This window comes from Brachybacterium massiliense (genome assembly GCF_900184245.1).
Taxonomy (GTDB): domain Bacteria; phylum Actinomycetota; class Actinomycetes; order Actinomycetales; family Dermabacteraceae; genus Brachybacterium; species Brachybacterium massiliense.
In genome coordinates this window covers 1,378,159-1,401,374 of the sequence record NZ_FXXB01000008.1, presented here as the reverse complement: position 1 = coordinate 1,401,374, position 23,216 = coordinate 1,378,159, and the positions used below count along the sequence as shown (strand labels likewise).

19 protein-coding genes and 1 pseudogene are annotated in these 23,216 nt (G+C 72.6%); 16 read left to right on the top strand and 4 right to left on the bottom strand.

Annotation, left to right across the window (positions count from 1 at the left end):
• The first annotated feature begins 68 nt into the window (after positions 1 to 68).
• The 12 genes from BN4251_RS16245 to BN4251_RS16190 all read left to right on the top strand — a co-directional run bounded on the left by BN4251_RS16245 (position 69) and on the right by BN4251_RS16190 (position 15,568).
• Positions 69 to 1,529: an APC family permease gene (locus BN4251_RS16245; RefSeq protein ID WP_087486048.1), complete on the top strand. Its 1,461-nt coding sequence runs from the start codon at positions 69 to 71 to the stop codon at positions 1,527 to 1,529.
• A 35-nt stretch (positions 1,530 to 1,564) separates the two neighbouring features.
• The gene (locus BN4251_RS16240; protein WP_087486047.1) at positions 1,565 to 1,978 is read left to right on the top strand and encodes a universal stress protein; all 414 of its coding nucleotides are present in this window, start codon (positions 1,565 to 1,567) and stop codon (positions 1,976 to 1,978) included.
• Positions 1,979 to 2,237: 259 nt separating this feature from the next.
• Entirely contained in the window at positions 2,238 to 4,298 is a 2,061-nt protein-coding gene (locus BN4251_RS16235) for a PhoX family protein (protein WP_087486046.1), read from the top strand.
• A 451-nt stretch (positions 4,299 to 4,749) separates the two neighbouring features.
• Positions 4,750 to 7,812: a DUF4040 family protein gene (locus BN4251_RS16230; protein ID WP_087486045.1), complete on the top strand. Its 3,063-nt coding sequence runs from the start codon at positions 4,750 to 4,752 to the stop codon at positions 7,810 to 7,812.
• Entirely contained in the window at positions 7,809 to 8,138 is a 330-nt protein-coding gene (locus tag BN4251_RS16225) for a sodium:proton antiporter (protein WP_087486044.1), read from the top strand. The genes BN4251_RS16230 and BN4251_RS16225 overlap by 4 nt, the downstream gene beginning before the upstream one ends.
• Positions 8,138 to 9,676, top strand: coding sequence for a proton-conducting transporter transmembrane domain-containing protein (locus BN4251_RS16220; RefSeq protein WP_087486043.1), 1,539 nt, complete (start codon positions 8,138 to 8,140; stop codon positions 9,674 to 9,676). Before BN4251_RS16225 ends, BN4251_RS16220 begins: the two co-directional genes overlap by 1 nt.
• On the top strand, positions 9,676 to 10,164 hold the full coding sequence (locus BN4251_RS16215; RefSeq protein ID WP_087486042.1) for a Na+/H+ antiporter subunit E: 489 nt from the start codon (positions 9,676 to 9,678) through the stop codon (positions 10,162 to 10,164). The genes BN4251_RS16220 and BN4251_RS16215 overlap by 1 nt, the downstream gene beginning before the upstream one ends.
• Entirely contained in the window at positions 10,161 to 10,421 is a 261-nt protein-coding gene (locus tag BN4251_RS16210; RefSeq protein WP_087486041.1) for a monovalent cation/H+ antiporter complex subunit F, read from the top strand. The genes BN4251_RS16215 and BN4251_RS16210 overlap by 4 nt, the downstream gene beginning before the upstream one ends.
• Positions 10,418 to 10,813: a cation:proton antiporter gene (locus tag BN4251_RS16205; RefSeq protein WP_087486040.1), complete on the top strand. Its 396-nt coding sequence runs from the start codon at positions 10,418 to 10,420 to the stop codon at positions 10,811 to 10,813. The genes BN4251_RS16210 and BN4251_RS16205 overlap by 4 nt, the downstream gene beginning before the upstream one ends.
• Before the next feature lie 56 nt (positions 10,814 to 10,869).
• Positions 10,870 to 12,993, top strand: a complete 2,124-nt coding sequence (locus BN4251_RS16200) for a dipeptidyl-peptidase 5 (protein ID WP_087486039.1) — start codon at positions 10,870 to 10,872, stop codon at positions 12,991 to 12,993.
• Between the two features lie 15 nt (positions 12,994 to 13,008).
• Positions 13,009 to 13,572, top strand: coding sequence for a hypothetical protein (locus BN4251_RS16195; protein ID WP_087486038.1), 564 nt, complete (start codon positions 13,009 to 13,011; stop codon positions 13,570 to 13,572).
• A gap of 166 nt (positions 13,573 to 13,738) precedes the next feature.
• Positions 13,739 to 15,568 carry a serine hydrolase domain-containing protein gene (locus tag BN4251_RS16190; protein ID WP_087486037.1) on the top strand — a complete coding sequence of 610 codons (1,830 nt, stop codon included), beginning with the start codon at positions 13,739 to 13,741 and terminating at the stop codon, positions 15,566 to 15,568.
• Positions 15,569 to 15,643: 75 nt separating this feature from the next.
• Here the strand turns inward: BN4251_RS16190 and BN4251_RS16185 are convergent, their stop codons facing one another.
• Complete coding sequence (locus BN4251_RS16185) at positions 15,644 to 16,135, bottom strand: glutathione peroxidase (RefSeq protein WP_087486036.1); 492 nt, start codon at positions 16,133 to 16,135, stop codon at positions 15,644 to 15,646.
• Here BN4251_RS16185 and BN4251_RS18825 point away from each other — a divergent pair.
• A pseudogene (locus BN4251_RS18825) lies at positions 16,134 to 17,816 on the top strand (HNH endonuclease); the annotation flags it as partial. The gene BN4251_RS16185 and the pseudogene BN4251_RS18825 overlap by 2 nt on opposite strands.
• Before the next feature lie 196 nt (positions 17,817 to 18,012).
• On the opposite strand, the gene BN4251_RS16175 reads toward BN4251_RS18825, so the two are convergent.
• Positions 18,013 to 19,077 (bottom strand): aminoglycoside phosphotransferase family protein, encoded by a 1,065-nt coding sequence (locus BN4251_RS16175; RefSeq protein WP_087486035.1) that lies wholly within the window; start codon positions 19,075 to 19,077, stop codon positions 18,013 to 18,015.
• Positions 19,078 to 19,171: 94 nt separating this feature from the next.
• Here BN4251_RS16175 and BN4251_RS16170 point away from each other — a divergent pair, with 94 nt between their 5' ends.
• Together BN4251_RS16170 and BN4251_RS16165 are read left to right on the top strand one after the other, a co-directional pair.
• Positions 19,172 to 19,909, top strand: coding sequence for a glutamine amidotransferase (locus tag BN4251_RS16170; protein ID WP_087486034.1), 738 nt, complete (start codon positions 19,172 to 19,174; stop codon positions 19,907 to 19,909).
• Between the two features lie 87 nt (positions 19,910 to 19,996).
• Positions 19,997 to 20,893, top strand: coding sequence for a GH25 family lysozyme (locus BN4251_RS16165; RefSeq protein ID WP_087486033.1), 897 nt, complete (start codon positions 19,997 to 19,999; stop codon positions 20,891 to 20,893).
• A 38-nt stretch (positions 20,894 to 20,931) separates the two neighbouring features.
• On the opposite strand, the gene BN4251_RS16160 is transcribed toward BN4251_RS16165, so the two are convergent.
• Both BN4251_RS16160 and BN4251_RS16155 read right to left on the bottom strand, forming a co-directional pair.
• Positions 20,932 to 21,393, bottom strand: coding sequence for an SRPBCC family protein (locus tag BN4251_RS16160; RefSeq protein ID WP_087486032.1), 462 nt, complete (start codon positions 21,391 to 21,393; stop codon positions 20,932 to 20,934).
• Positions 21,394 to 21,492: 99 nt separating this feature from the next.
• The gene (locus BN4251_RS16155; RefSeq protein WP_087486031.1) at positions 21,493 to 22,344 is read right to left on the bottom strand and encodes a DsbA family protein; all 852 of its coding nucleotides are present in this window, start codon (positions 22,342 to 22,344) and stop codon (positions 21,493 to 21,495) included.
• Between the two features lie 118 nt (positions 22,345 to 22,462).
• Between BN4251_RS16155 and BN4251_RS16150 the strand changes: the two genes are divergently transcribed.
• A complete protein-coding gene (locus BN4251_RS16150) occupies positions 22,463 to 23,182 on the top strand; it encodes an AAA family ATPase (protein WP_087486030.1) in 720 nt (239 codons plus the stop codon).
• The last annotated feature ends 34 nt before the right edge of the window (positions 23,183 to 23,216 follow it).

The window sequence follows — 23,216 nt, the reverse complement described above, 5'->3', positions numbered from 1 at the left end:
CCGTCCGGGCCATCCGTCGGCCCCGGGCGTCCCCGCCGCCGGCTCCGCACTCTCCCCTGGAGGGCCCCATGAGCGAGTCGACCCCGACCGCCCCCGAGCCGGCCGCCGACGCCGGCGGCCCGAGCATCGACCAGCCGGAGCTGAAGAAGGCGATCACGCCCAAGCTGCTGCTGCTGTTCATCGTCGGCGACATCCTCGGCACCGGCGTGTACGCACTGACCGGCAAGGTCGCCGGCGAGGTCGGCGGCGCCGGCTGGCTGCCGATCATCATCGCCTTCGCCGTCGCGATGGTCTCGGCGCTGTCCTACGTCGAGATGGTCACCAAGTACCCGCAGGCCGCCGGTGCGGCGCTGTACGTGCACAAGGCCTTCGGCATCCACTTCCTCACCTTCATGGTGACCTTCGCGGTGCTCTCCTCGGGCATCACCTCGGCGTCGACCAGCGCGATCTTCCTCGCGGATAACGTGCTGAAGGCCTTCAGCCTCGAGGACAGCCTGGGCGGGGCCTCCTTCGGGACCGCCACGGTCATCGCGCTGGTGTTCCTGGCCCTGGTGGCCTGCATCAACCTCTACGGCGTCTCGGAGTCGGTGAAGGCGAACGTGGTGCTGACCCTGATCGAGCTGACCGGCCTGATGCTGGTGGTGCTGGTGGGCTTCTTCGCGATCGCCGAGGGCAAGGCGGACTTCTCCCGCGTGATCCTCTTCGAGACCGCCGGGGACAAGAGCCTGTTCATGGCGATCATCGGCGCGACGGCGCTCGCGTTCTTCTCGATGGTGGGCTTCGAGGACTCGGTGAACATGGCCGAGGAGACCGTGGACCCGGTCAAGAATTTCCCCAAGGCGCTGATCGGCGGCCTGTCGATCACGGGCGTGGTCTACGTGCTGATCTCGGTGATCGCCGTGGCGGTGGTCCCGATCGGGAAGCTCACCGAGGCGACCACGCCGCTGCTGACCGTGGTCGAGGTGGGCGCCCCGAACATCCCGATCGACACCATCTTCGCGTTCATCTCGATCTTCGCGGTCGCCAACACCGTGCTGATCAACATGATGATGGCCTCGCGCCTGCTGTACGGCATGTCCAAGCAGGGCGTGCTGCCCGGCTTCCTCAAGGGCGTCCTGCGCGGCCGCCGCACCCCGTACGCGGGCATCCTCTTCTCCACCGTGCTGGCGTTCGCGCTGGTGCTGTCGGTGCGCTACGTGCTGGCCGACGAGACCATCGCGGCGCTGGGCGGCACCACGGCGCTGCTGCTGCTGACGGTGTTCGGCCTGGTGAACATCTCGGTGCTGGTGCTGCGGCGGGACCGGGTGGACGTGCGGCACTTCCGCACCCCCACGGTGCTGCCGATCATCGGCGCGCTCACCTCCTTCGCCCTGGTCTCCCCGATCGCGCAGCCGCTGCAGAACTACGTGATCGCCGGCGGTCTGCTGGTGGTGGGCCTGGCGCTGTACGTGGTGACGTGGCTCTACAACGGCGCGATCCGGGCACGCCGCACCCGCTTCCACCGCCCCGACGACATCGGCCGCCGTTGAGCCCGCCCCGTCCCGTCGACCCCGAAGGAGCTCCCATGCCCACCGTCCTGCTGGCCTACGTGCCCAGCGCTACCAGCGAGGCCGCCCTCGAGTACGCCGTCGCGGAGGCGACCCGGCGCGGGGACTCGCTGCTGGTGCTCGCCTCCGAGAAGGGCCTCGATCCGCGCACGGCCCGCGGCGTCACCGATCCCCGGCCCCTCGCCGAGCGACTGGAGGAGACGGGCCTCCCGCACGAGCTGCGCACGGTGCCCTCCCGGGCGGATCCGGCCGACGACATCCTCGACGCCGTCGACGAGGGGGACGTGGAGCTGGTGGTGCTGGGGATCCGCCGCCGCACCCCGATCGGGAAGATCCTGCTGGGCTCCACCTCGCAGCGGGTCGCGATCGAGTCCCCGGTGCCGGTGGTGCTGGTGAAGCCGCGCGACTTCGTGCCGCCCCCGCGCGACTGACACCGCGGGCGCGCCGGGGCCTGCGCCGCGCCCGCCCGTCGGCCGGCCGCGACCGCCGGCACTCGCGCCCGGGCAGCGCACTCCTGACCGAGCATTCCGCTCGCACGTCCCTGACCTGCGCCGACATCCTCGGGTTGCGCAGAGTCCATCTCTCGTTGCCCACCCGGAAGGCCGCTCCTCACTTCTCTGGCGCACCGTCATCTCGGCCCTGCACGCTCCCACGCACGGGGAATCCACGACGGAGAAGGATGTGCCTCCCATGGCTCTGATCGACCTGCCCCTGCTCATGAAGGACGCCGCGCGCGGCAAGCGCTCGGCGGTGACCTGCGCCCTGAAGTGCGCCAGCCAGTGCGCCTTCGGCCCCTGCAACCACAGCGACAACCCCACCTTCCGCGACATCGCCTCCTCCGCGCTCTCGCGCCGCGCGGTGCTGGGCGGCGGCACCGGTGCGCTCGCGATCGCGCTGGGCGGCACCCAGGGCGCCCTCGCCGCGCCCGGCAACGGCAACGGCAAGAGCAATGGCAACGGGAACGGCAACGGCGGGAAGTCCGGCGCGCTGGCCCCGAACGGCACGAAGCTGCGCTTCGAGGCCATCGCGCCCGTGGAGTACACCGCCGACGACTTCACCGTCGCCGAGGGCTTCGACTGGCACCCGATCATCCGCTGGGGCGATCCGCTGTTCGACGACGCCCCGGACTTCGACTGGAACGCCCAGAGCGCCGAGGCGCAGCGCCTCCAGTTCGGCTACAACAACGACTACACCGAGATCCAGGAGATCCCGGGCACGAACGGCAAGCGGGCCGTGATGTTCGTGAACCACGAGTACACCAACGAGAACATCATGTTCCCGCCCGAGACCGACGCGGACGACGCGATCGAGATCGGCATGGCCGCCCACGGCCTCACCGTGGTGGAGCTGGAGCGGAAGAACAAGAACTTCCCCTACTCCTACGTGCGCGGCGCCGCGCCGAACCGCCGCATCCACCTGGACGACGAGTTCCAGCTCACCGGCCCCGCCGCCGGCAGCGACCTGGTGAAGACGGTGGACGACCCCGAGGGCCGCACCGTGCTGGGCACCCTCGGCAACTGCGCCGTCGGACTCACGCCGTGGGGCACCCTGCTCTCCGGCGAAGAGAACTTCCACGGCTACTTCCGCTCCGCGGCCACCTCGGAGGCCGAGCAGCGCTACGGCTTCGCCGATCGCGCCACCGCCCGGGGCTGGGAGTCGAAGCACGAGCGCTTCGACGCCACCACCGAGGGCTACGAGAACGAGATCAACCGCTTCGGCTACATCGTCGAGGTGGATCCCTTCGATCCCACCTCCACCCCGCGCAAGCACACCTCGCTGGGCCGCTTCAAGCACGAGGGCGCCAACGTGATCGTCGCCGAGAACGGCAAGGTCGTCGCGTACTCCGGCGATGACGAGCGCTTCGACTACCTGTACAAGTTCGTCTCCCGCGACTCCTACGTGGAGGGGGACAGGGCGCGCAACATGACCCTGCTGGAGAACGGCGACCTGTTCGTCGCGAAGTTCACCGGCAATTCCCCGGCCTCCGAGATCGACGGCTCCGGCGAGCTGCCCGAGGACGGCGCCTTCGACGGCTCCGGCGAGTGGCTGCCGCTGGTGCTGGACGGCGAGTCCGCGGTGCCCGGCTTCACCCTCGAGGAGGTGCTGGTGCACACCCGCCTCGCGGCGGACGCCGTGGGCCCCACCAAGATGGACCGCTGCGAGGACGTGGAGCCGTCGCTCCACTCCCGCCGCGTGTACGTGGCCTGCACCAACAACTCCAACCGCGGCGTCGGCGACTACGCCGGGGCGGACGAGGTCAACCCCCGCACCGAGTACCGCGACGGCCACATCGTGGAGATCGACGAGCAGGGCGACCAGACCTCCACCGCCTTCGCGTGGACCCTGCTGCTGGTGGCCGGCGACCCGGCCCAGGGCGATCAGACCTACTTCTCCGGCTTCCCGGTGGAGCAGGTCTCCCCGATCTCCTGCCCGGACAACCTGGCCTTCGACTCGGTGGGCAACCTGTGGATCTCCACCGACGGCGCGCCCTCCGGCATCGGCTACAACGACGGCCTGTTCCGGGTGACCCTGGGCGGCGAGGCCCGCGGCCGCGTGGAGCAGTTCCTCTCCGTGCCCCGTGACGGCGAGACCTGCGGTCCGATCATCCGCGACGAGGACCGCACGGCCTTCGTCTCGGTGCAGCACCCGGGCGAGGACGGCGAGTGGGGCGCGCAGCTGTCCTACTTCCCGGACTACGACGGCCAGGGCCCCAAGCCCACCGTGGTCCAGGTGCTGCCCCAGCGCGGCTGACCCCGTGCGGATCTCGCACTGATCTCGCACGGATCTGCCACTGATCCGGTGCTCCGCCGATGCGGCGCCGGCGTCGCAGCGACGTCGGCCCCGCACCGCGCCCGAACGGCCCCGCGCCCCGCGAGACTCCTCGCGCCGTGCGGGGCCGTCCTGCTGCCGCGCGGGTCCGTCGGCCGACGGACCTGTGCCCGCCCGGCCGGCCTCCGGCCCGATCCGACAGCCCCGCGCCCGGCTCGTCGGCCGCCCTGCTCCCGCGGCCCGGCTGTGAACCTGCTCACCGGATCCCGGGCCCCTCCGCGGCCCCCGCCCGGGGCGGAGACGAGTTTCTCTCGCGCGCGTGCGCGAGGCGCCGGGGCGCCGGGAGAGCTCGCGGCGCGTTTGAGCCCTCAGGCGGCTTCGCTAGACTCGCCGCCATGCCCCGCCCTGACGCCGCCGCCCACGCTCGCACGGGGTGCTGACGGTGCCCGTGCTGTGGACCCTGCTGATCCTCGCCGCGACGGTCGCCGTCACCCCGGTGCTGGATCGGCTGATGGGCCGTGCGGCCTGCTGGGTCCTCGCCGCCCTCTACCTGGCCGCCGCCGCGGCGCTGCTGCCCGCCACCGCCGCCGTCATGGCGGGCGGGGCCGGTGACCCGGCCACCACCTTCGCCGTCCCGTGGGCGCCGCAGTGGGGCGTGGAGTTCGCGCTGCGGGCCGACGGGATCGGCATCGTCTTCTCGATGATCGCGCTGGTGATCGGCGCGGTGGTGCTCGCCTACTCGGCGCGGTACCTCCCGGTGGGCCGCAATCTCAGCTTCTCCCTGGTGATGGCGCTGTTCACCCTGTCGATGGTGACCCTGGTGCTCGCCGACGACCTGGTGCTGCTGTTCATCGCCTGGGAGCTCACCTCGATCGCGTCGTTCCTGCTGATCGCCCGCTCCGGCGCGGCCGGGCAGGCCGCCTCGATGCGCACCCTGCTGATCACCTTCCTGGGCGGCCTGGCCCTGCTCAGCGCCGTCACGCTGATGGTGCTGCGCCTGGGCACCACCTCCCTCAGCGAGGTGCTGGCCGACGGGATCTGGCAGCAGGACCCGGCGTTCACCACGCTGGTCGCCCTCCTGGTCGCGGTCGCGGCGTGCACGAAGTCCGCCCAGTTCCCGTTCCACGTGTGGCTGCCTGATGCGATGGCCGCGATCACCCCGGTCTCCGCCTACCTGCACGCCGCCGCCGTGGTGAAGGCCGGCATCTTCCTGCTGCTGCGCTTCAGCCCCGCCTTCCACGACGTCCCCGCCTGGAACGTGCTGCTGATCGTGGCGGGGATCATCACCGCCTTCGTGGGCGGCTTCCTGGCCCTGCAGCAGGGCGATCTGAAGAAGCTGATGGCCTACTCGACGGTGAGCCAGCTGGGCCTGATCGTCACCCTCATCGGCGTGGGCACCGAGTACGCGATCCTCGCCGCCGTGCTCCACACCATCGCGCACGCCCTGTTCAAGTCCGGGCTGTTCATGATGGTGGGCGTGGTGGACCACGCCGTGCACACCCGCGAGCTGCGGCGCATGCCGGCGCTGTGGCGCACGATGCCCGGCTCCTTCGCGGTGACCGTGCTGGGCTGCATGTCGATGGCGGGCCTGCCGCCGATGCTCGGCTTCGTCTCCAAGGAGTCGCTGCTCACCGGCGCGCTCGAGACCGGCGGCCCTGCCTGGGCGCCCTGGGCGGTGGCGCTCGGCATCGCCGGCGCCAGCGTGCTCACCTTCGCCTACTGCGCGAAGATCGTGCTGGGCGCCTTCGTGGACGGTCGTGACGAGGAGCTCCTGGCCCGCGTGGACGGGGAGCGGGCGCCGTCGGCCCCCGGCGCGCATGACGCCACCGGCGCGCTGGTGCGCGCCGAGGACGCCCACGCCCCCGGCCTGCTGTTCCTGGGCCCGGCCGCGCTGCCGATCCTGGTGGGCCTGCCGCTCGCGCTGGTGGTGGGGGTGCTGGACACCCCCGTCGGCCGCGCGATGGACGCAGCTTTGGGCGGCGAGTTCCACCCCCACCTGGCCTTCTGGCACGGGATCACCCCGGAGCTGGGCCTCACCGTCGCCATCATCGCGCTGGGTGTGGCGATCGCGCTGGCGCGGAAGCGGGTGCTGCCCGCCCTGGAGGCGCGGCCCTTCCCCGTGGACGGCGCCCGCGTGCTCACGGCGGTGGACCGCCTCGCCGAGCGCGTCGCGGCGGTGCTGGTGCGCCCCATCGCCACCGATGACCCGATGCGCCACCTGGGCGCGATCCTGCTGGCCTTCGCCGCGGTGGTGCTGGGCTCCCTCGCCGTGCTGTGGGGGGACCTCGCCCCGCTGCAGCAGGGCATGAACCGCGGCATCGACGTGGTCCTGCTGGTGCTGGTCACCGCCGCCGTGATCGTGGTGGCCACGCGACGGGACCGGCTGGGCGCGGCGGTGGCGCTCTCCGCGGTGGGCATCCTCGCCACCGTGCAGATCCTGGCGCTGGGCGCCCCGGACGTCGCCCTCACCCAGCTGCTGGTGGAATCGCTGACGATCATCGTGATCATGCTGGTGCTGCAGCGGCTGCCGCAGCGCTTCGAGGCCCCGGAGCGCGACGGTGCCCCGCGCCGCTCCCGCCGACTGGGCGCGCTGCTGATCGCGGTCCCGGTGGGCCTCGCCTCCGGCGCCGGCGTGTTCGCGTTCATGGGCCGGCGCGGCCGCAGCGAGGTCGCCGAGTACTACATCGACAATGCCGAGGAGATCACCGGCGGCCACAACATCGTCAACGTGATCCTGGTGGAGTTCCGTGCGCTGGACACGCTCGGCGAGCTCTCCGTGCTGGGCATGGCGGGCGTGGCGATCGTGGCCGTGCTCTCCAGCGTGCGCCACATGTTCATCGACCCCGCCCGCGCCGACGAGCAGGTCGACGCCCCGCACCTGCGCGAGGAGGGCACCTCCGCGCACCGGGCCATCTCCTCGGCCTGGGGCAACGCCGCCGCGCTGCAGCTGATGGTGCGCGTGGTGGGCCCGATCCTCGCGCTGCTGTCGCTGATGCTGTTCCTGCGCGGCCACAACGCCCCCGGCGGCGGCTTCATCGCCGCCCTGGTGGGCTCCGCGATCGTGGCGCTGCTGTACCTGTCCACCTCCCGGGACCGCCAGATCGGCCCGCCGCGCCTGCCGCTGCTGCTGATCGGCGGGGGCGTGCTGGTGGCGCTCGGCTCCGGGGTGCTCGGCTTCCTCCACGAGGGCTTCCTCGAGCCGCTGCACGGCTACCTGCTGGGCCAGCACGTCTCCACCTCGATGATCTTCGACCTGGGCGTGTACCTGGCGGTGCTGGGCCTGGTGATGGTGGCCGTGAACCTGCTGGGCGCCGGCGCCACCACGGGCGAGAAGTCCGGCGAGGGCACCCGCGAGCGCACCGACGAGGCGGTCGAGGGCGAGCTGCCCGGCCCGCTGGACACCACCCGCGGCGAGCCCGCGCGCCGCCGACGGGTCGGGGCGGGCACCGCGCACCTGACCGCCGGAACGAAGCCGAGGGAGGCCGGACGCCGATGATCCTCGCCCTGACCGTGGCCGTGCTCGTCACCGGCGGTGTGTACCTGCTGCTGCAGCGCAGCATGGTGCGCGCCGTGTTCGGGATGACCCTGCTCAGCCACGCCGCGAACTTCGCCCTGCTGGCCACCGGCGTGCCCGGCTGGCGGGCCGAGCCGCTCACCGACCTCTCCTCCCGCGCCGAGATGGCCGATCCGCTGCCCCAGGCGTTCGTGCTCACCGCGATCGTGATCACGATGGCGGTCACGATCTTCATGCTCACCCTCGCGGTGATCGGCCGGGACGACGACATGACCGCCCATCCCGACACCGGGGAGACCCACGACTGATGATCCCCGCCGTGAACCCCGCCCTGCTGCCGCTGTTCGTGGTGGTGCCCCTGCTGGGCGCCGCCGCGCTGGTGGTGGTGCGCCGCCGCCCCGTGGAGGTCGCGGTGATGCTGGGCGCCCCGCTGCTGGTGGCGCTCGGCGCGCTGTGGCTGCTGGCCTTCCACCGCACCGTGCCGGTGCTCTCCCACGCCGTCGGCGGCTTCGCCGACGTGCTGGCGATCCCCTTCGTCTCCGACACCCTCAGCGCCGTGATGCTGCTGGTGACGGCGCTGTCCACGCTCGCCGCCACCGTGTTCCTCATCCTCACCGGCGAGTCGCGGTACCGCTTCGTGCCGCCGCTGCTCCTGCTGCTGGGCGCCGGCGTGAACGGCGCGCTGCTCACCGGCGACCTCTTCAACCTGTTCGTGTGGGTGGAGGTGATGCTGATGCCCTCCTACGCGCTGATCGCGCTGACGGGCACCTGGCGCCGGCTCGGCATCGGCCGACTCTTCGTACTGGTCAACCTGCTCACCTCGACAGTGCTGCTGATCGGCGTGGGATTCGTGTACGGCACCGCAGGCACGGTCAACCTCGCCGCGCTGGCCGGCGCGGGCAGCGAGGACCCGGTCACCGCCGCGGCCCTGGCCGTGGTGCTGCTGGCGCTGGCCGTGAAGGGCGGCATGGTGCCGGTGCACTCGTGGCTGCCGCGGGCCTACCCCGCCACGTCGGCCGGGATCATGGCGCTGTTCTCCGCCCTGCATACGAAGGTGGCGCTGTACGCGATCTACCGCATCGTCGCGGTCGCCTTCGGCGACGACCTCCCCTTCCTCACCGTGCTCGCGGTGCTGGTGCTGGCCACGATCCTGGTGGGCGCGTTCTCCACCGCCGCGGCCACCCGGGTGCGCACCGCGATGGGCCATCAGATGGTCACCGGCGTGGGCCACATCCTGCTGGGCCTGGTGCTGCTCACCCAGCTCTCGGTGACCGCGGGCATCCTCTACCTGGTCCACCACGTGATCACGATGTCCTCCCTGCTGCTCACCACCGGCGCGCTCGAGCACACCTACGGTTCGGGCCGCCTGGACCGCCTCAGCGGCCTGGCCCGGCGCGAGCCGTGGGTGATGGCGGTGATGGCGCTGGGCATGTTCAGCCTGGTGGGCCTGCCGCCCACCTCCGGCCTGTGGGGCAAGGTGGGCCTGCTGCAGGCCTCCTCCCAGCAGATCACCGCCGGGGACGCCGTGCTGGGCTGGGCGGCTCTGTGTGCGGTGGTGGTCGCCTCCGTGGGCTCCCTGCTGGGCCTGCAGCGGGTGTGGCGCCGCCTGGCCTGGGGTGAGGACATGACCACCTACCGGCCGGACGATCCGACCACGGGCCGCGGCGAGGAGCAGCCGCTGCCCGACGAGGTGCGAGTGCCGCGGCGGCTGCTGGCCCCGGGCGCGGCCATGATCGCGCTGTCGCTGGCGCTGTTCGCGGGGATCGGCGCCGTGCTGCCCAGCATCGACGTGGCCGCCGCGGACCTGCTGGATGTCGAGGCCTACGTCGAGGCGGTGATCGGCTGATGCGCGCCTGGTACACGCTCACCTACGTGCTGTGGATGATCGGCGAGATCGTGAAGGGCTCCTTCGCGGTGGCCGCCGGGGTGTACAGCCCCCGCACCCGCAGCTCGCCCGCGATTGTGGAGTACCCGCTGCGGGCCACCACGGACCTGGAGATCATCGCGATGGCCTCGTCGATCACGATCACGCCGGGCACGCTGGTGGTGGGCACGGCGCACGGCACCCTCGAGGAGGAGCCGAGCCTGTTCGTCCATGTGCTGTTCGCGGACTCGCGCGAGCAGGTGGTCGAGGAGCTCCGGGAGATGGAGGAGCGGCTGCTTCGGGCCTCCCGCGGACGGGACGGCGCCGAGGCGGCGCTGCGCCCGCGCCGGTCGCGCAGTGCGGCCGACGAGCGCTTCGCCGACGGGCGCGCCGTCCGTCGGATCCGGGCCGCGGGTCACCGCACCGGCCCGGTCCGTCACCCGAACGAGCAGGAGGAGGACGAGCGATGACCATCATCCTGTGGACCACCGTGGTGCTGCTGGGCGCAGCGATCCTGGTGGGCCTGTTCCGGGTGGCGACCGCCCCGGATCCCGCCAGCCGCGCGGTGGTGGGCGACCTGGTGTTCTTCTCCGGCATTGGGGTGCTGGTGCTGCTCGGCCTGGTGAACAGCTCGGCCGCCGCTGTGGACGCCGCGCTGATCGCGTCCGTGCTGGGGATCCTCGCCACCGTGGCACTTGCCCGCATCCTCACGAAGGGGCGCCGATGAATCCCGCGCTCGACCTCGCCCTGACGGTGCTGATCGCCGTGCTGCTGATCGGCGGTGCCTTCTGGATGCTCACCGCCGCGCTGTCGATGTTCCACGCCCGCGACTCCTTGAGTCGCATCAACGTGCTGTCCCCTGCCACAGGTCTGGGCCTGCCGATGATCGTGATCGGTGCCTTCCTGCAGCACACCCGCACCACGGGTCTCGACCCCTTCGTGCTGGTGAAGACGTTGCTCACCGCGCTGGCGCTGATCATCGTCTCCTCCATCGCCTCGAACGTCCTGGCGCGCGCCGCCTATCTCTCGGGCTCTCCCGTGGACCCGCGAACGGCCCCGCAGGACCTCGCCCGGGCACCGGGGGAGGGGGAGCAGGAGCCGCACAGCGAGGATCGCTGAGGGGCGCGCCTGCCGTCGGTGCGCCGACCGGCCCGCACACTGCATACCCTGTCCCCATGATCACCACGCTCCCGTACGGTTCCTGGCCCTCGCCCCTGACCGCCGAGCTGCTCGCGACCGGCGGCATCCGCCTCGGCGCCCCGCGCCTGGTCGGGGACGCGGTGTGGTGGACGGAGGGCATCTCCACCGAGGGCGGCCGCCAGGCGATCGTGCGCACCGCCGGTGCGGTCGCCGTGCCGGGGAGCGATGCCGCCGACGGTGCGGACGCCCCCGCCGAGCCGGTCACCGTGCTCCCGGCCCCCTACAACGCCCGCTCCCGCGTCCACGAGTACGGCGGCGCCTCCTGGACCGTCGTGCCCGGCACGGCCGACGAGGAGATCCGTCGGCCGCCGCTGGTGGTGTTCGTGAACTTCGAGGACCAGCGCGTCCACTCCCTGCGCGAGGGGGAGCAGCCGCTGCCGCTGACCCCCGTCGGCCCCGAGGTCGACAGCGCGCACGGGCCGTCGCTGCGCTGGGCCGACCCCACCGTGGTCACCCTCGCCGACGGCACCTCCGAGGTGTGGTGGATCTGCGAGGACCACACCGGCGGCGAGGAGGGGCCCCGCACCGGGGCCGACGGCGCACCGCACATCGAGCGGTACGTGGTCGCGGTCCCGCTGGACGGCTCGGCCGCCGAGGACGCGTCCGCGCTGCGTCGCATCACCCCGTCGGCCCGTTTCGTCGCGCACCCGCGCCTCAGCCCCGACGGCTCGCAGCTCGCCTGGCTCAGCTGGGAGCATCCGCAGATGCCCTGGGACGGCACGCAGCTGCACCTCGCGCCGCTGATGAACGGCAGCGCCGGGGAGGGCGAGATCATCGCCGGCAGCACCGAGGAGTCGGTCCTGCAGCCCGAATGGCTCGACGACCGGAGCCTCGGGTTCCTCTCCGACGCCTCCGGCTGGTGGAACCCCTGGGTCTGGTCGGCCGACGGCGGGGCGCGTCAGGTGCTCGAGCGCGAGGAGGAGTTCGCCGGACCGATGTGGGGGCTGGGCAGCACCTGGTTCCAGGTGCTCGATCCCGATCGCGTCCTGGTTGAGCACGGTCGCGCCGCGACCTCGCTGTCGGTGCTGCGGATCAGCACCGGCGAGCTGAGCGCGCTGGACTGCCCGCTCACCCAGATCGGGACCGCCCACCTGCGCGAGGACGGGCTGCTCGCGCTCACCGGCGCCTCGCCCACGCAGTTCACAGGGATCCACGTCGCCCGCCTGGACCTCGGCGACGCAGCGGCCGACGGAGCCGGGTCGTCGGCCCCCGCGCTGTCGCCGCTGACCCTGCTGCGCTCCTCGCGCGACGACGCTCCCGCTCCCGGCCTGCTGCCGGAGGGCGAGAGCATCGAGGTGCCGCTGCCGGACGGCGGCGTGGTCCACGCGATCGTCCACCGGCCCCGCCAGGAGGGCTTCGCGGGGCGCGAGGGCGAGCTGCCGCCGTTCATCGCGCAGGTGCACGGCGGCCCCACCGCCCACGTCTCGCCCGTGCTCTCGCTGCAGATCGCCTATTACACCTCCCGCGGCCTCGGTGTGGTGGTGGTGAACTACGGCGGCTCCACCGGCTACGGCCGTGCCTACCGCAACCGCCTGCGCGGGCAGTGGGGCGTGGTCGATGTGCAGGACACCGTCGCCGTGATGGAGCACCTGGTCGCCGAGGGCATCGCCGACGGGGACCGGCTCGCGATCGAGGGCGGGAGCGCCGGCGGCTGGACCACGCTCGCCTGCCTGACCCGCACCGACACCTTCGCCGCGGGCGCCTCCAGCTTCGGGGTGGCCGAGCTCGAGAAGTTCCGGCTGGACACCCATGACTTCGAGTCCCGCTACATCGACGGCCTGGTGGGCCCCTACCCGGAGCGCCGCGACCTCTATGTCGAGCGCGCCCCGCTGCACCACGTCGACGAGCTCGAGGTCCCGGTGCTGCTGCTCCAGGGCGACGAGGACAGGATCGTCCCGCCCAGCCAGTCCGAGCTGTTCCGCGACGCGCTCGCCGCGAAGGGGATCCCGCACGCCTACCTGCTGTTCGAGGGAGAGCAGCACGGGTTCCGGAAGGCGGAGAACATCATTCGGGCCGTCGAGGCGTCGCTGTCCTTCTACGGGCAGGTGCTGGGCTTCAGCCCGGCATGCGTCCCGGTGCTCGCGCTGCAGCGGGACTGACGGAGGAGGACAGACATGGTGCACAGCAGCCCGGAGGGGTACGGACGAGCGGCGGCGAGGACACGGGTCGCTCCCGAGAGGCAGCCGCTGCGCCCCGCGATCGCGCTCGCGATCCTCTCGCTGCTGACGGTGCTGCTGGAGCTGGCGGGCGTCGTGCTGGTGTTCGTCGCCGCGCGGACGGGCTTCCTCGAGGACCTGGCGCGCGACATGGATCTGGAGGGGCCGGGCTTCGCGGCCCGGCTCGTCGTGCTGATCCTCGTGATCCTCGGGGTGGTCGTGATCGACTACGGCCTGAAGCTGGCCTCCGTGGTCCTGGGGATCCTCGTGGTGATCCGCGGTGACGGGAAGCTGCGGATCGGGGCGAGCCTGCTGCTGGCCGTCGCGCTGTTCGGGCTGTTCTTCTCGCTCACCATCGAGGGGTCGATGCTCTCCGGCGGCGTCGAGACGGTCTTCGCGGTGCTGCAGTGGACGATCGAGATCCTCCGCTGGGCAGTGACGATCACCGGCCTGGTGCTCCTCGGCCTGGGGATCGGCGAGGTGCGCCGGGCGCGGGCCGCGCAGCTCCCGGGGCTGCGGTGACCGGGCCGACCGCGCCGGCCGCGCCGGCAGGGTCGGCCGGGCTGACCCCGCCGACTGAGCGGCTGTGAGGCTTGCCACTCGCCGAGGCGCTGGTTAGGTTGGTCGGCGGTGTGTCGGCCGCTCCCCCGAGGGACCGGCCGGGCGCGTCCTGACGCGAAGGAGCCCCATGGACCCCCGCATGTCCCGCCGGACAGGACTGACCGCCGGAGCCCTCGCCGCCGCAGGGGCCGTCGGCCTCCCCGCCGCCGCGCGCGCGATGGGCGACCCCGCCCCGCGCAAGGACCGGCCCGACGCCGCCGCGGCGCGCTCCGCCCCGGAATGGAGCCGCGGCGAGCCGCACCGGCACCCGTGGGCGCGCAAGCGCTCCGGCCGGACGCTGCGGGAGGCGAGCCCGGCCGCCGTCGGCCTCGACGCCGAGGTGCTCGAGCAGCTGCCGGGCATCCTCCGTGCCGGGCTCGAGTTCGACCCGCCCCGCTTCGCGAGCGCCTCCCTGCTGGTCGCCTCACAGGCCGGGATCGCCTACGAGCATGCCGACGGGTACGCGCTGCGCTGGCGGGACGCCTCCACCGAGCTGCCCGCGGACCAGTGGATCCCGGCCCGCACCGACACGATCTACGACCTCGCCTCGATCTCGAAGATCTTCACCGCGACCGCGGTGATGCAGCAGGTCGAGCAGGGGCGCCTGGGCCTCGAGGACCGCGTGGCAGAACACGTCCCGCGCTTCGCCGAGAACGGCAAGGGCGAGGTGACCGTCCGCCACCTGCTCACCCACGTCGGCGGGCTGCCGCCCTTCATCAACCTCTACTCCGCCCACCCGGACATCCCCTCCCGGCTCGGGGCCGTGCTCACGGTCGAGCCCACCACCCCGCCCGGCACCGAGTACGTGTACTCCGACCTGGGGCTGATCACGCTCGGGCTGATCGTCGAGCAGCTCTCCGGGCAGAGCCTGGACGCGTACGTGCACGAGCACATCACCGCACCGCTGGGGATGACCGAGACGATGTACAACCCGCCCGCCGAGCTGAAACCCCGGATCGCCGCGACCGAGTACGTGGAGTACTACGGCTACCTCGTGCACGGCCACGTGCACGACGAGAACGCCTACTCCCTCGGCGGAGTGGCCGGACACGCGGGAGTGTTCTCCACCGCCCGGGACCTCGCGGTCTTCGCCCAGATGTTCCTCGGCGGCGGCCGCTACGGGAGGGCGCGCATCCTCGAGGCGGGCACCGTCCAGGACATGTTCACCGACAACATCGCCGAGGTCACCGGGGTGGGCGGTGCGCGGCGGGGCCTGGGCCCCGAGCTCGAGGCCTGGTACTACCACGCAGGCCTGACCAGCCCCTACAGCGGCACCCACACCGGCTTCACCGGTACCTCGCTGGTGATCGATCCGCTCACCGACACGATCGTGATCATGCTGGCCAACTCGGTGCACCCCACCCGCGAATGGTCCACCACCTCGGTCACCCGGCGCGAGGTCTCCACCTGCGTGGCCCACGCGCTCGGACTCGTCCCGAAGCAGCTGCGCGGCGGCTGGCACGCGGGCGACGAGGACGAGACCACCGCGACTCTCAGCCTGGCCGTGGACCTGACGGGGGAGGAGCCCGAGCTGCGCCTGGACCTGTTCGCGCACCTCGAGACCGCCTACGACGTGCTCGCCCTCGAGGCCTCCGCCGACCAGGGCGAGACCTGGACCCCGCTCGCCGGCAGACTCGAGGCCAGGCACCAGGAACCGGTGGAGATCCCCGACGGCCGGATCACCGGCTGGGGCCGGCGGGCCGCCTGGACCGGCATGTTCCCCCTGGCCGACGGCGAGAGCGCGCTCGCGGGTGAGGTGCAGATCCGACTCACGCTCACCACCGACGCCTCCACGCGCGGGCTCGGTGCCTGGGTGGACCGGATCCGGGTGAGCGAGGGCCGACGCGAGCTGCTGAACACCGACCGGGACGCGGACCGCGCCCTCGTCGTCGCCGACGGCTGGACCCGAGAGGGCTGAGCCGGTGAGGCGCCGAGGCGCAGCGGTGCTGCCGCGCAGACGTGCTGAGCGGCCGGGGACCGGGGGCCTGGCCGCTCAGGCCTGCTCGGTGAGCGCCGCCTCGATCTCGTCGGCGATCTCGGCGGGCTCGGTCTGCGGGGCGAAACGGCGCAGCACCGTCCCGTCGCGGCCCAGCAGGAACTTCGCGAAGTTCCACTCGATGGGCCCGGCCGGGATGTCCTCGCCGTGCGCGCCGGTCAGCCAGCCGAACAGCGGATGGGCATCCTCGCCGTTGACCTCGACCTTCGAGAACATCGGGAAGGTGACCCCGTAGTTCACCTCGCAGAACTCGGCGATCTCGGCATCGGTGCCGGGCTCCTGGTGCATGAACTGGTCGCAGGGGAAGCCGAGCACCGTCAGGCCCCGCTCCCCGAAGCGCTCGTGCAGCTCCTGCAGCCCGGCGTACTGGGGCGTGAGCCCGCAGCGACTGGCGGTGTTGACCACGAGCACCACGGAGCCGAGGTGCTCGGAGAGCTGCTGCTCCTGGCCGGAGAGGGTGGTGGTGGAGAAGTCGGCGAGAGTCGTCATGGCTCCATTGTGGCGCGACGGGCGGACGCTGGGTGGTCGCGTACGTCGGCGGCTCGGGACGCCGCGCCGGGGCCAGCAGGGCCTCATCGGGACTCAGCGGGGCCGCGCAGGGACTCGGCGGGGCCGCGGGGAGGTGCTGGGCCGGCCCGTTCCAACGGTGACCGTTCCTCCACACCGCCCCCGGATCCACATTCCGGCCACTGCCCTGTACCGCGCCCTCACCTGCAGGAACGATGGGGATATGACTGCTGCGACACGTGACCGGGCACCTGGGGGAGGGCTCTTCCCCCAGGAGCACCTGGCTGCGCTGCGGCAGGCTGGACCGCTCGGAGTGGCCGAGGCGTTCGGGGACCTCGCGCACCTACTGAAGGAGCTCGCCGGGAACCCGGGCACCGCCTTCGATCTCGACGGCACGGCACGAGGGGACCTCACGACGCTGCTGGGGAACCTGCGCGAGACCGGGACGGCGCTCGAAGCCCTCGAGGCCCGTGCCGTGATCGCGCTCCGCGATGCCACCCGCCGCGACCGTCGCGCCGCGGCGCGGGACAGGGCTGCCCACGAGCGTGCGGCCGAGCCCTCCCGGAGCCGGACCGACGCCGACGCCGACAGCGCCACCACCGAGGACATCTCCCTGACCACCCGCCGCTCCCCGCACGCCGCGGGCCGCACCCTGGCCTCTGCGGGGCGCCTGGTCGAGCTGCTGCCCCAGATGATGACGGCGCTGCGCACGGGCAGGATCAGCGGCGATGCCGCCTACGCCGTGGCCGGGGCGGTCTCGGTGCTCGATCCTGATCTCGCCCGCTCCGTGGATCGCGAGCTCGGGGAACGTCTGCCGGAGCTCGATGGTGCGGGCACGCGCCGCTGGAAGGACGCGGTGGCCGCGATCGCGAACGAGCTCGATCCCGAGGGCACGACGCTCCGTCACCGCCGCGCGATGCGAGAACGCCACGTCACCCTCACCCCCGGGCAGAACGGGATGGCCACCCTCTCCGCGCGTCTGTCGGCGATCGACGCCCGCCGCATCGCCAAGGCGCTCTCGCTCGAGGCGGAGCGTCGGCGCGCCGCCGGGGCCCGGGGCGGGCACGGCGCCGCGATGGCCGACGCCTTCCGGGACATCTTCCTGGGCGACTGCACGGCGGCGGGGAGGACGGCCGACGGCGCTGACGGAAGCGCCTGTGCCGACGGTGCTGACGGCACTGCCCGGACCGATGGCAGAGCCCGCACCGACGTCACCGCTCGCGGTGCCCGCGTGATCACCCCTCCGCCCACCCTCGAGATCGGCGTGATCATCACCGACCACGCCCTGCTGCACCCCGACTCCGGGGACGCCGCGCACCTCGAGGGCTACGGCTCCGTCCCCGTCGAGGCGGTGCGCGAACAGCTCCGCGCCGCACTCGCCACCCCGGAGGACCCGGACCAGGACCCCTACGGGGCGAGCGGCGACCAGATCCGCGTCACCCTGCGCCGCCTCTACACCCACCCCACCACCGGCGAGCTGGTGGCGATGGACTCGAGCGCCCGCGAGTTCCCACCCGCGATGAAACGCTTCCTGAGCCTGCGCGACACCACCTGCCGCGGCCCGTACTGCAACGCGGCCGTGCGCCAGAGCGACCACATCCAGCCCGTCTCCCGGGGAGGGCCCACCAGCCTCGACAACGGCGAGGGCCTGTGCGCGCACTGCAACCAGAAGGAGGTCTCGGCCGCGCACGTGGCGCGGGTCGAGGACTCCGACCGGCCCGGACACCGGGTGCAATGGACCGGGCACTCGGGCATCACCCGGATCACGACCCCGACGGCCCTGGTGCGGCCCTGGCGGCACGAGCAGGAGGATGGTGGGGAGCCGACGCAGACACCTCCGCCCGCCCCGCTGCAGAGCTTCAGTCGACGCCGGCGTCGACGAGGAACTGCGCCGCCTCGCTCGCGGCGGCGAGGACCCCTGACGCCTGGACGCAGCGAGCGAACAGCCACTGACGCAGACGCCACGGATCGAGGCCGGCGAGGCCGGCCATCCTCTCGGCGAAGGCCCCTGGCTGTGCCCGCAGACGATCCGGATCATTGAACATGTGCTGCAGCAGGTCATAGTGCGGATCGCCCACATAAGGCTTCGGATCGATGAGCACCCAGCGTCGACCATCGGGGCTCTCGTACGCACCGTCGGCCGCGGTCCCGTCGCCCTCTGCGACCAGGACGTTGCCGGGATGGAGATCGGTGGCCAGAAGCACCGCCTCGCCGTCCCACTGCCGCGGCAGCTCGCGGAACAGCTCGAGCCCGTGGGCCACCAGCTCGGCAGGCAGGGGCGAGGCGCCCGCGTCGGCCCGCTGCTGCGCGGAGTCCGCCCACCGGGCGCACATCTGCGCCAGCGGCCGGAAGCGTCCGGCCTGCCCCGGCTCGACCAGGTCCGCCTCGAACACCTGAGCCTCGACCAGCTCTGCCGGCGGGACCCACAGCTGCTGTGCCACCGCAGCGACGATCTCGTCTCGTCGCGGCCAGTCGAGCAGCTCGGCCAGCGGCCTCCCCGGCCACACCCGTTCCAGCAGCAGCGCCGAGGTCTGCCCCTGCTGCTCCTGGCGGTGGACCCGCGCCGCCCCGCGCCCCTGCCAGGCCGCCATCCCCGCCGCCTCGTCCCGGGCCTCGTCGTGGGCCCAGGCGACCTTGAGCACCCGCTGCGCCCCATCCGCCTCCCGCACCGGCGCCACCCAGGCGCTCGAACCACCCGGCTCGAACGGCGCGCCGGCGGTGAGCCCCCACCGATCCAGCAGTCCGTCGACCAGCGCGGGCAGCCCGTCGCGCCAGGCCGCCACGTCAGGGTCATCGCTGCTGGCCAGCAGCGCGGGCAGCGGATGACCCGCGACCCGCGGGGCATGGCGCGAAGACGCGCCGCGCACGGAGGCACAGCGCGCAGACGTTCTGCGCGACGGGCCGTCGCGGTCGGGTGCGGGCATGCCTCTCCTTCGAACGCAGCTCCCTCGAGCGTTGTGGGCGCTCTCGCAGACTACGGGGCCGGAGCACCCCGCCAGGCCCGTTAGCATCACCCTCGTGAAACCGTTCGTGCAGATCGCCACCCGCCCCGAGGACGACGTCGCCGCCACCGAGCGCGCCGCCGTGCTCGACTTCACCGGCCTCGCCGAGGACGAGCTGATCTGGGCCCGCCTGGACCGCGAACCCTTCCCCGACCTGGGCGCCGAGGACATCTCCGGGATCATCCTGTGCGGCAGCCCCTTCACCGTCTCCGATGCGGTGGAGACCAAGCCCGCCGAACAGCTCCGCGCCGAGCAGGAGATCTTCCGGGTGCTGGACCAGGTGGTCGAGCATGACATCCCCTTCCTCGGTGCCTGCTACGGCATCGGCACCCTCGGCACCCACCAGGGTGCCCAGGTGGACAAGACCTACGGCGAACCGCTCGGCGCCATCAAGGTCACCCTCACCGAGGCCGGTGCGCAGGACCCGCTGATCCGCGAAGCGCGCCTGCCGCAGACCTTCACCGGCCTGGTGGGCCACAAGGAAGCGATCACCACCCTCCCGCCGCACGCCACGGTGCTCGCCTCCGGGGCGGTGAGCCCGGTGCAGATGTTCCGCGTCGGCGCCCGCCAGTACGCCACCCAGTTCCATCCCGAGCTGGATGTCCCCTCGATCATCGAACGGGCCCGCGCCTACCGCGACCACGGGTACTTCTCCCCGGACGAGATGGAGGACGTCTTCGCCGCGCTCGAGCACGAGGTCGCCGACCAGCCGCCGCGGCTGCTGCGCGCCTTCGCGACGCTGTTCGCCCGCTGAGGGCGCGAGGCCGCTGGGCTCGCGCAGACCGACCGCAGCGGCACGTTCTCCCACGTCTGCGCCGCCCGCTCCGGTACCGTCCGCACCGTGCCCCGATTCACCCCAGAGCAGGTCCGGCGTCGACAGATCGTCGCGGGTGCCCTCGCGCTGCTGCTGGTGCTGGTGATCGGCGGGTGCACGATCACGCTGATCGGTGCGCTTCGCGGGGACGACGACCCGCAGGCACTGACCGATCCCGCACCTTTCAGAGCCGACGACGCCGCGATGAGCGCCGCCGCCACACCGGAGGGCGCCGCCGCGCTCGAGAATCTGCCCGAGGGTGTCGAGCTCGCGGCCGACGAGGTGATGGGCGTCGACGTCTCCAGCCACCAGCAGGACATCGACTGGGCGCAGGTCGCCGCTGACGGCTACTCCTTCGCCTACGTCAAGGCCACCGAGGGCTCCGGCTTCACCGACACCCACTTCCGCCAGAACTGGGACGGCGCGAAGGCGGCGGGGCTGACCCCCGGCGCCTACCACTACTTCACCCTGTGCTCACCCGGCGCCCAGCAGGCCCAGGACTTCCTCGTCGCCGCACCGCCGGACGATTCAGCCCTGCCCCCGGCGCTCGACCTCGAGTTCGACGGCGCCTGCGATGACCGGCCCGAGGCCGAGCGCGCCCAGGCCGAGATCGACGCCTTCACCGCCGTCATCGAGGAGGCCTGGGGGCGGCGCGTGGTCGTCTACTCCTCCTCCGAGTGGCGCGAGCACTACGGCCTGCCCGTGGCCGACGGCCGGCCGGACTGGCTGTTCTCCCAGCGCGAGCGCCCCGCGCAGGAGGACTGGTCAGTGTGGCAGCTGCGCTTCGACGGCACCGTCTCCGGGATCTCGGGCGGGGTGGACATCGACGTCGCCCGCATCGAGGTGCTGCGCGAGCACGCCGCGATCCCCGAGGGCGAGGGCGCGATCACGCACGAGATCGGCGGATCCGACGACGCCGGCTGAGACCGGCTCGGCCTGCGGCACCTGCAGCCTGAGACCGCTCAGCCGGGCAGGTCCTGCGGCCCGGCGCCCTCGGTCGCATAAGCGGCGACCAGTGCGTCCAGCACCGTGGTCCAGTGCTCGATCAGGCTCTGACGCTCCGCAGGTCCCAGCAGCCGCTCCTGGTGCAGCTCGATCGTCGTCTCGCCGGACGCCGCGCCGGAGGGCTCCTGCAGGGTCACCTGGAAGACGGTCTCGTGGTCGAGGGTCCGGGGCGTCCAGCGCACCCGCACCCGTCGGCCCACGTGGCAGCCGATCACACGGCCCCGCACCCGCCCCTGATCGCGCAGCGGCGCGCCGACCATCTGCGGCACCGTGTCCACCCCCAGCCACTGCGGCAGCCACTCGGCCAGCAGCCGGCGCCAGACGTCCTCGGCGGGGGCGGGGAGGGCGCGGCGCAGGGCGAGCTGCCACCCGGCGTCGTGGGTGAGGCCGTCGGGGGAGTGCCTGGTCTCGGTGCGCATGGCTCCACCGTAGGCACCGGATCCGGACCTTCCCAGGCGGTGCCCCGAGGCGTCCTCAGGTGTTCGCCGCCGCGTCGCCGACTGGTCATCCGCGAGGGCTCATGCCTCCTCGATCGCCTGCTTCAGGGTGCCCGAGCGGCCGAGGTCCCCGGTGAAGGGCTGCCCGTCGATCAGCACCTCCGGGGTGCCCGAGACGGCCTGGAGGGCCTCCGGCTCGACCACCTCCTGGAGCCACACGTGGTACTCGCCCTTCTCGTAGCACTCGCTGATGTCCAGGCCGGTGGCCTCGTTGACGAGGTAGATGATCTCGTGATCGGGCAGGCCCTCGTCACCGGGCTGGTTGTCGAATAGGGCGATCTCCGCCGGGAACCATTTCTCCGGATCCTCGGCATAGGCGCAGACCGCGGCGTGGGCCGCGCGGCCCGAGTAACCCGGCGGGGTGGAGCGGTCATCGAGCATGGGCCGCGGATGCACCCGCAGGGTGATCGAGTTCTGCAGCGCCATGGTGATCAGGTCATCGCCGTGGATGCGCTGGAAGTCCTTGCACGGCGGGCAGAGGAAATCCCGGTACACGTCCACCACCGGGCCGTCCTCGCTCGTGCTCAGCTCGAGGTACGGCTGGTCCTCGTCGACGCCGGGCGGCAGGATCAGCTCACCGGAGGGTGCGTCGGCCTGCGGGGGATCAGTGTCCGACGGGCCGGTCTCCTCCGGTTCCGTTCCCGCCGGCTCCGTTCCCGCCGGCTCTGTCTCCTCGGGACCGTCCGTGCCGGGCTCCGTGGTCCTCGATCCAGCCCCCGTCGGCCCCGCGGTGGCGCTCGCGCCGGTCTCCCCGTCGCGGTAGACCAGCACGCCCACGGTCACCGAGACCACCAGCAGCACGATCAGCGCCAGGCAGGCCACGCCGCCGCCGATCGCCAGCAGCAGCGGGGTGCGGGAGCGGGACGTGGTCATGGGGCACCTCGGCAGGGGAGGACGGCGCGCAGCGCACAGGGACGGCGGCACCCGCGGCCGCACCGCGACCCGGGTGGACAGAGCATATCGACGAGCCCGCGCACGGCATGCTGGAGCCATGGCACCGATCGACGGCCCACAGCTCCCGCTGCGCGCACTGCGCGAGCACCACCTCGCCCCGGCCGATCCGAACGCCTGGCCCGGGAGCCTCCCTCCGGTGCGCCAGATCCTCCAGGACGGTCTCGAGCTGGGTCGGATCACGGTGCTCACCGGGGACAACGGTGCCGGGAAATCCACCCTGGTGGAGGCGATCGCCGGCGCCTACGGCCTGAACCCCGAGGGCGGCGGCACCGGGGCGATGCATGCCACGCGTGCCACCGAGTCGGTGCTGGCCGAGCACCTGCAGCTGGTGCGCGGTGCGGGTGCGCCGAGGTCCGGGTTCTTCCTGCGCGCCGAGACGATGCACGCACTGTTCACCTACTACGAGGAGATCGGTGTGGGCGGGATGATGCATGAGCGCAGCCACGGGGAGTCCGTCCTCGCCCTGGTCAGCGAGCGCTCCCGCATCCGCGGCCTGTGGCTGCTGGACGAGCCCGAGTCGGCGCTGTCGCTGTCCGGCTGCCTGGCCCTGCTGGGCCTGCTCGGGGACCTCGTCGAGGGCGGCTCCCAGATCATCCTGTCCACCCACTCGCCGGTGCTGGCCGCGCTGCCAGGCGCGGATCTGTACGAGGTGGGGGAGTGGGGGCTGCGCCGCACCGACTACGACGACCTCTCCCTGGTGCGCACCTGGCGCAGCTTCCTGGACACCCCGCAGCGATTCCTGCGCCACCTGCAGTGACGCTGGTCCAGCAGTGACCCTGACCCTGCAGTGA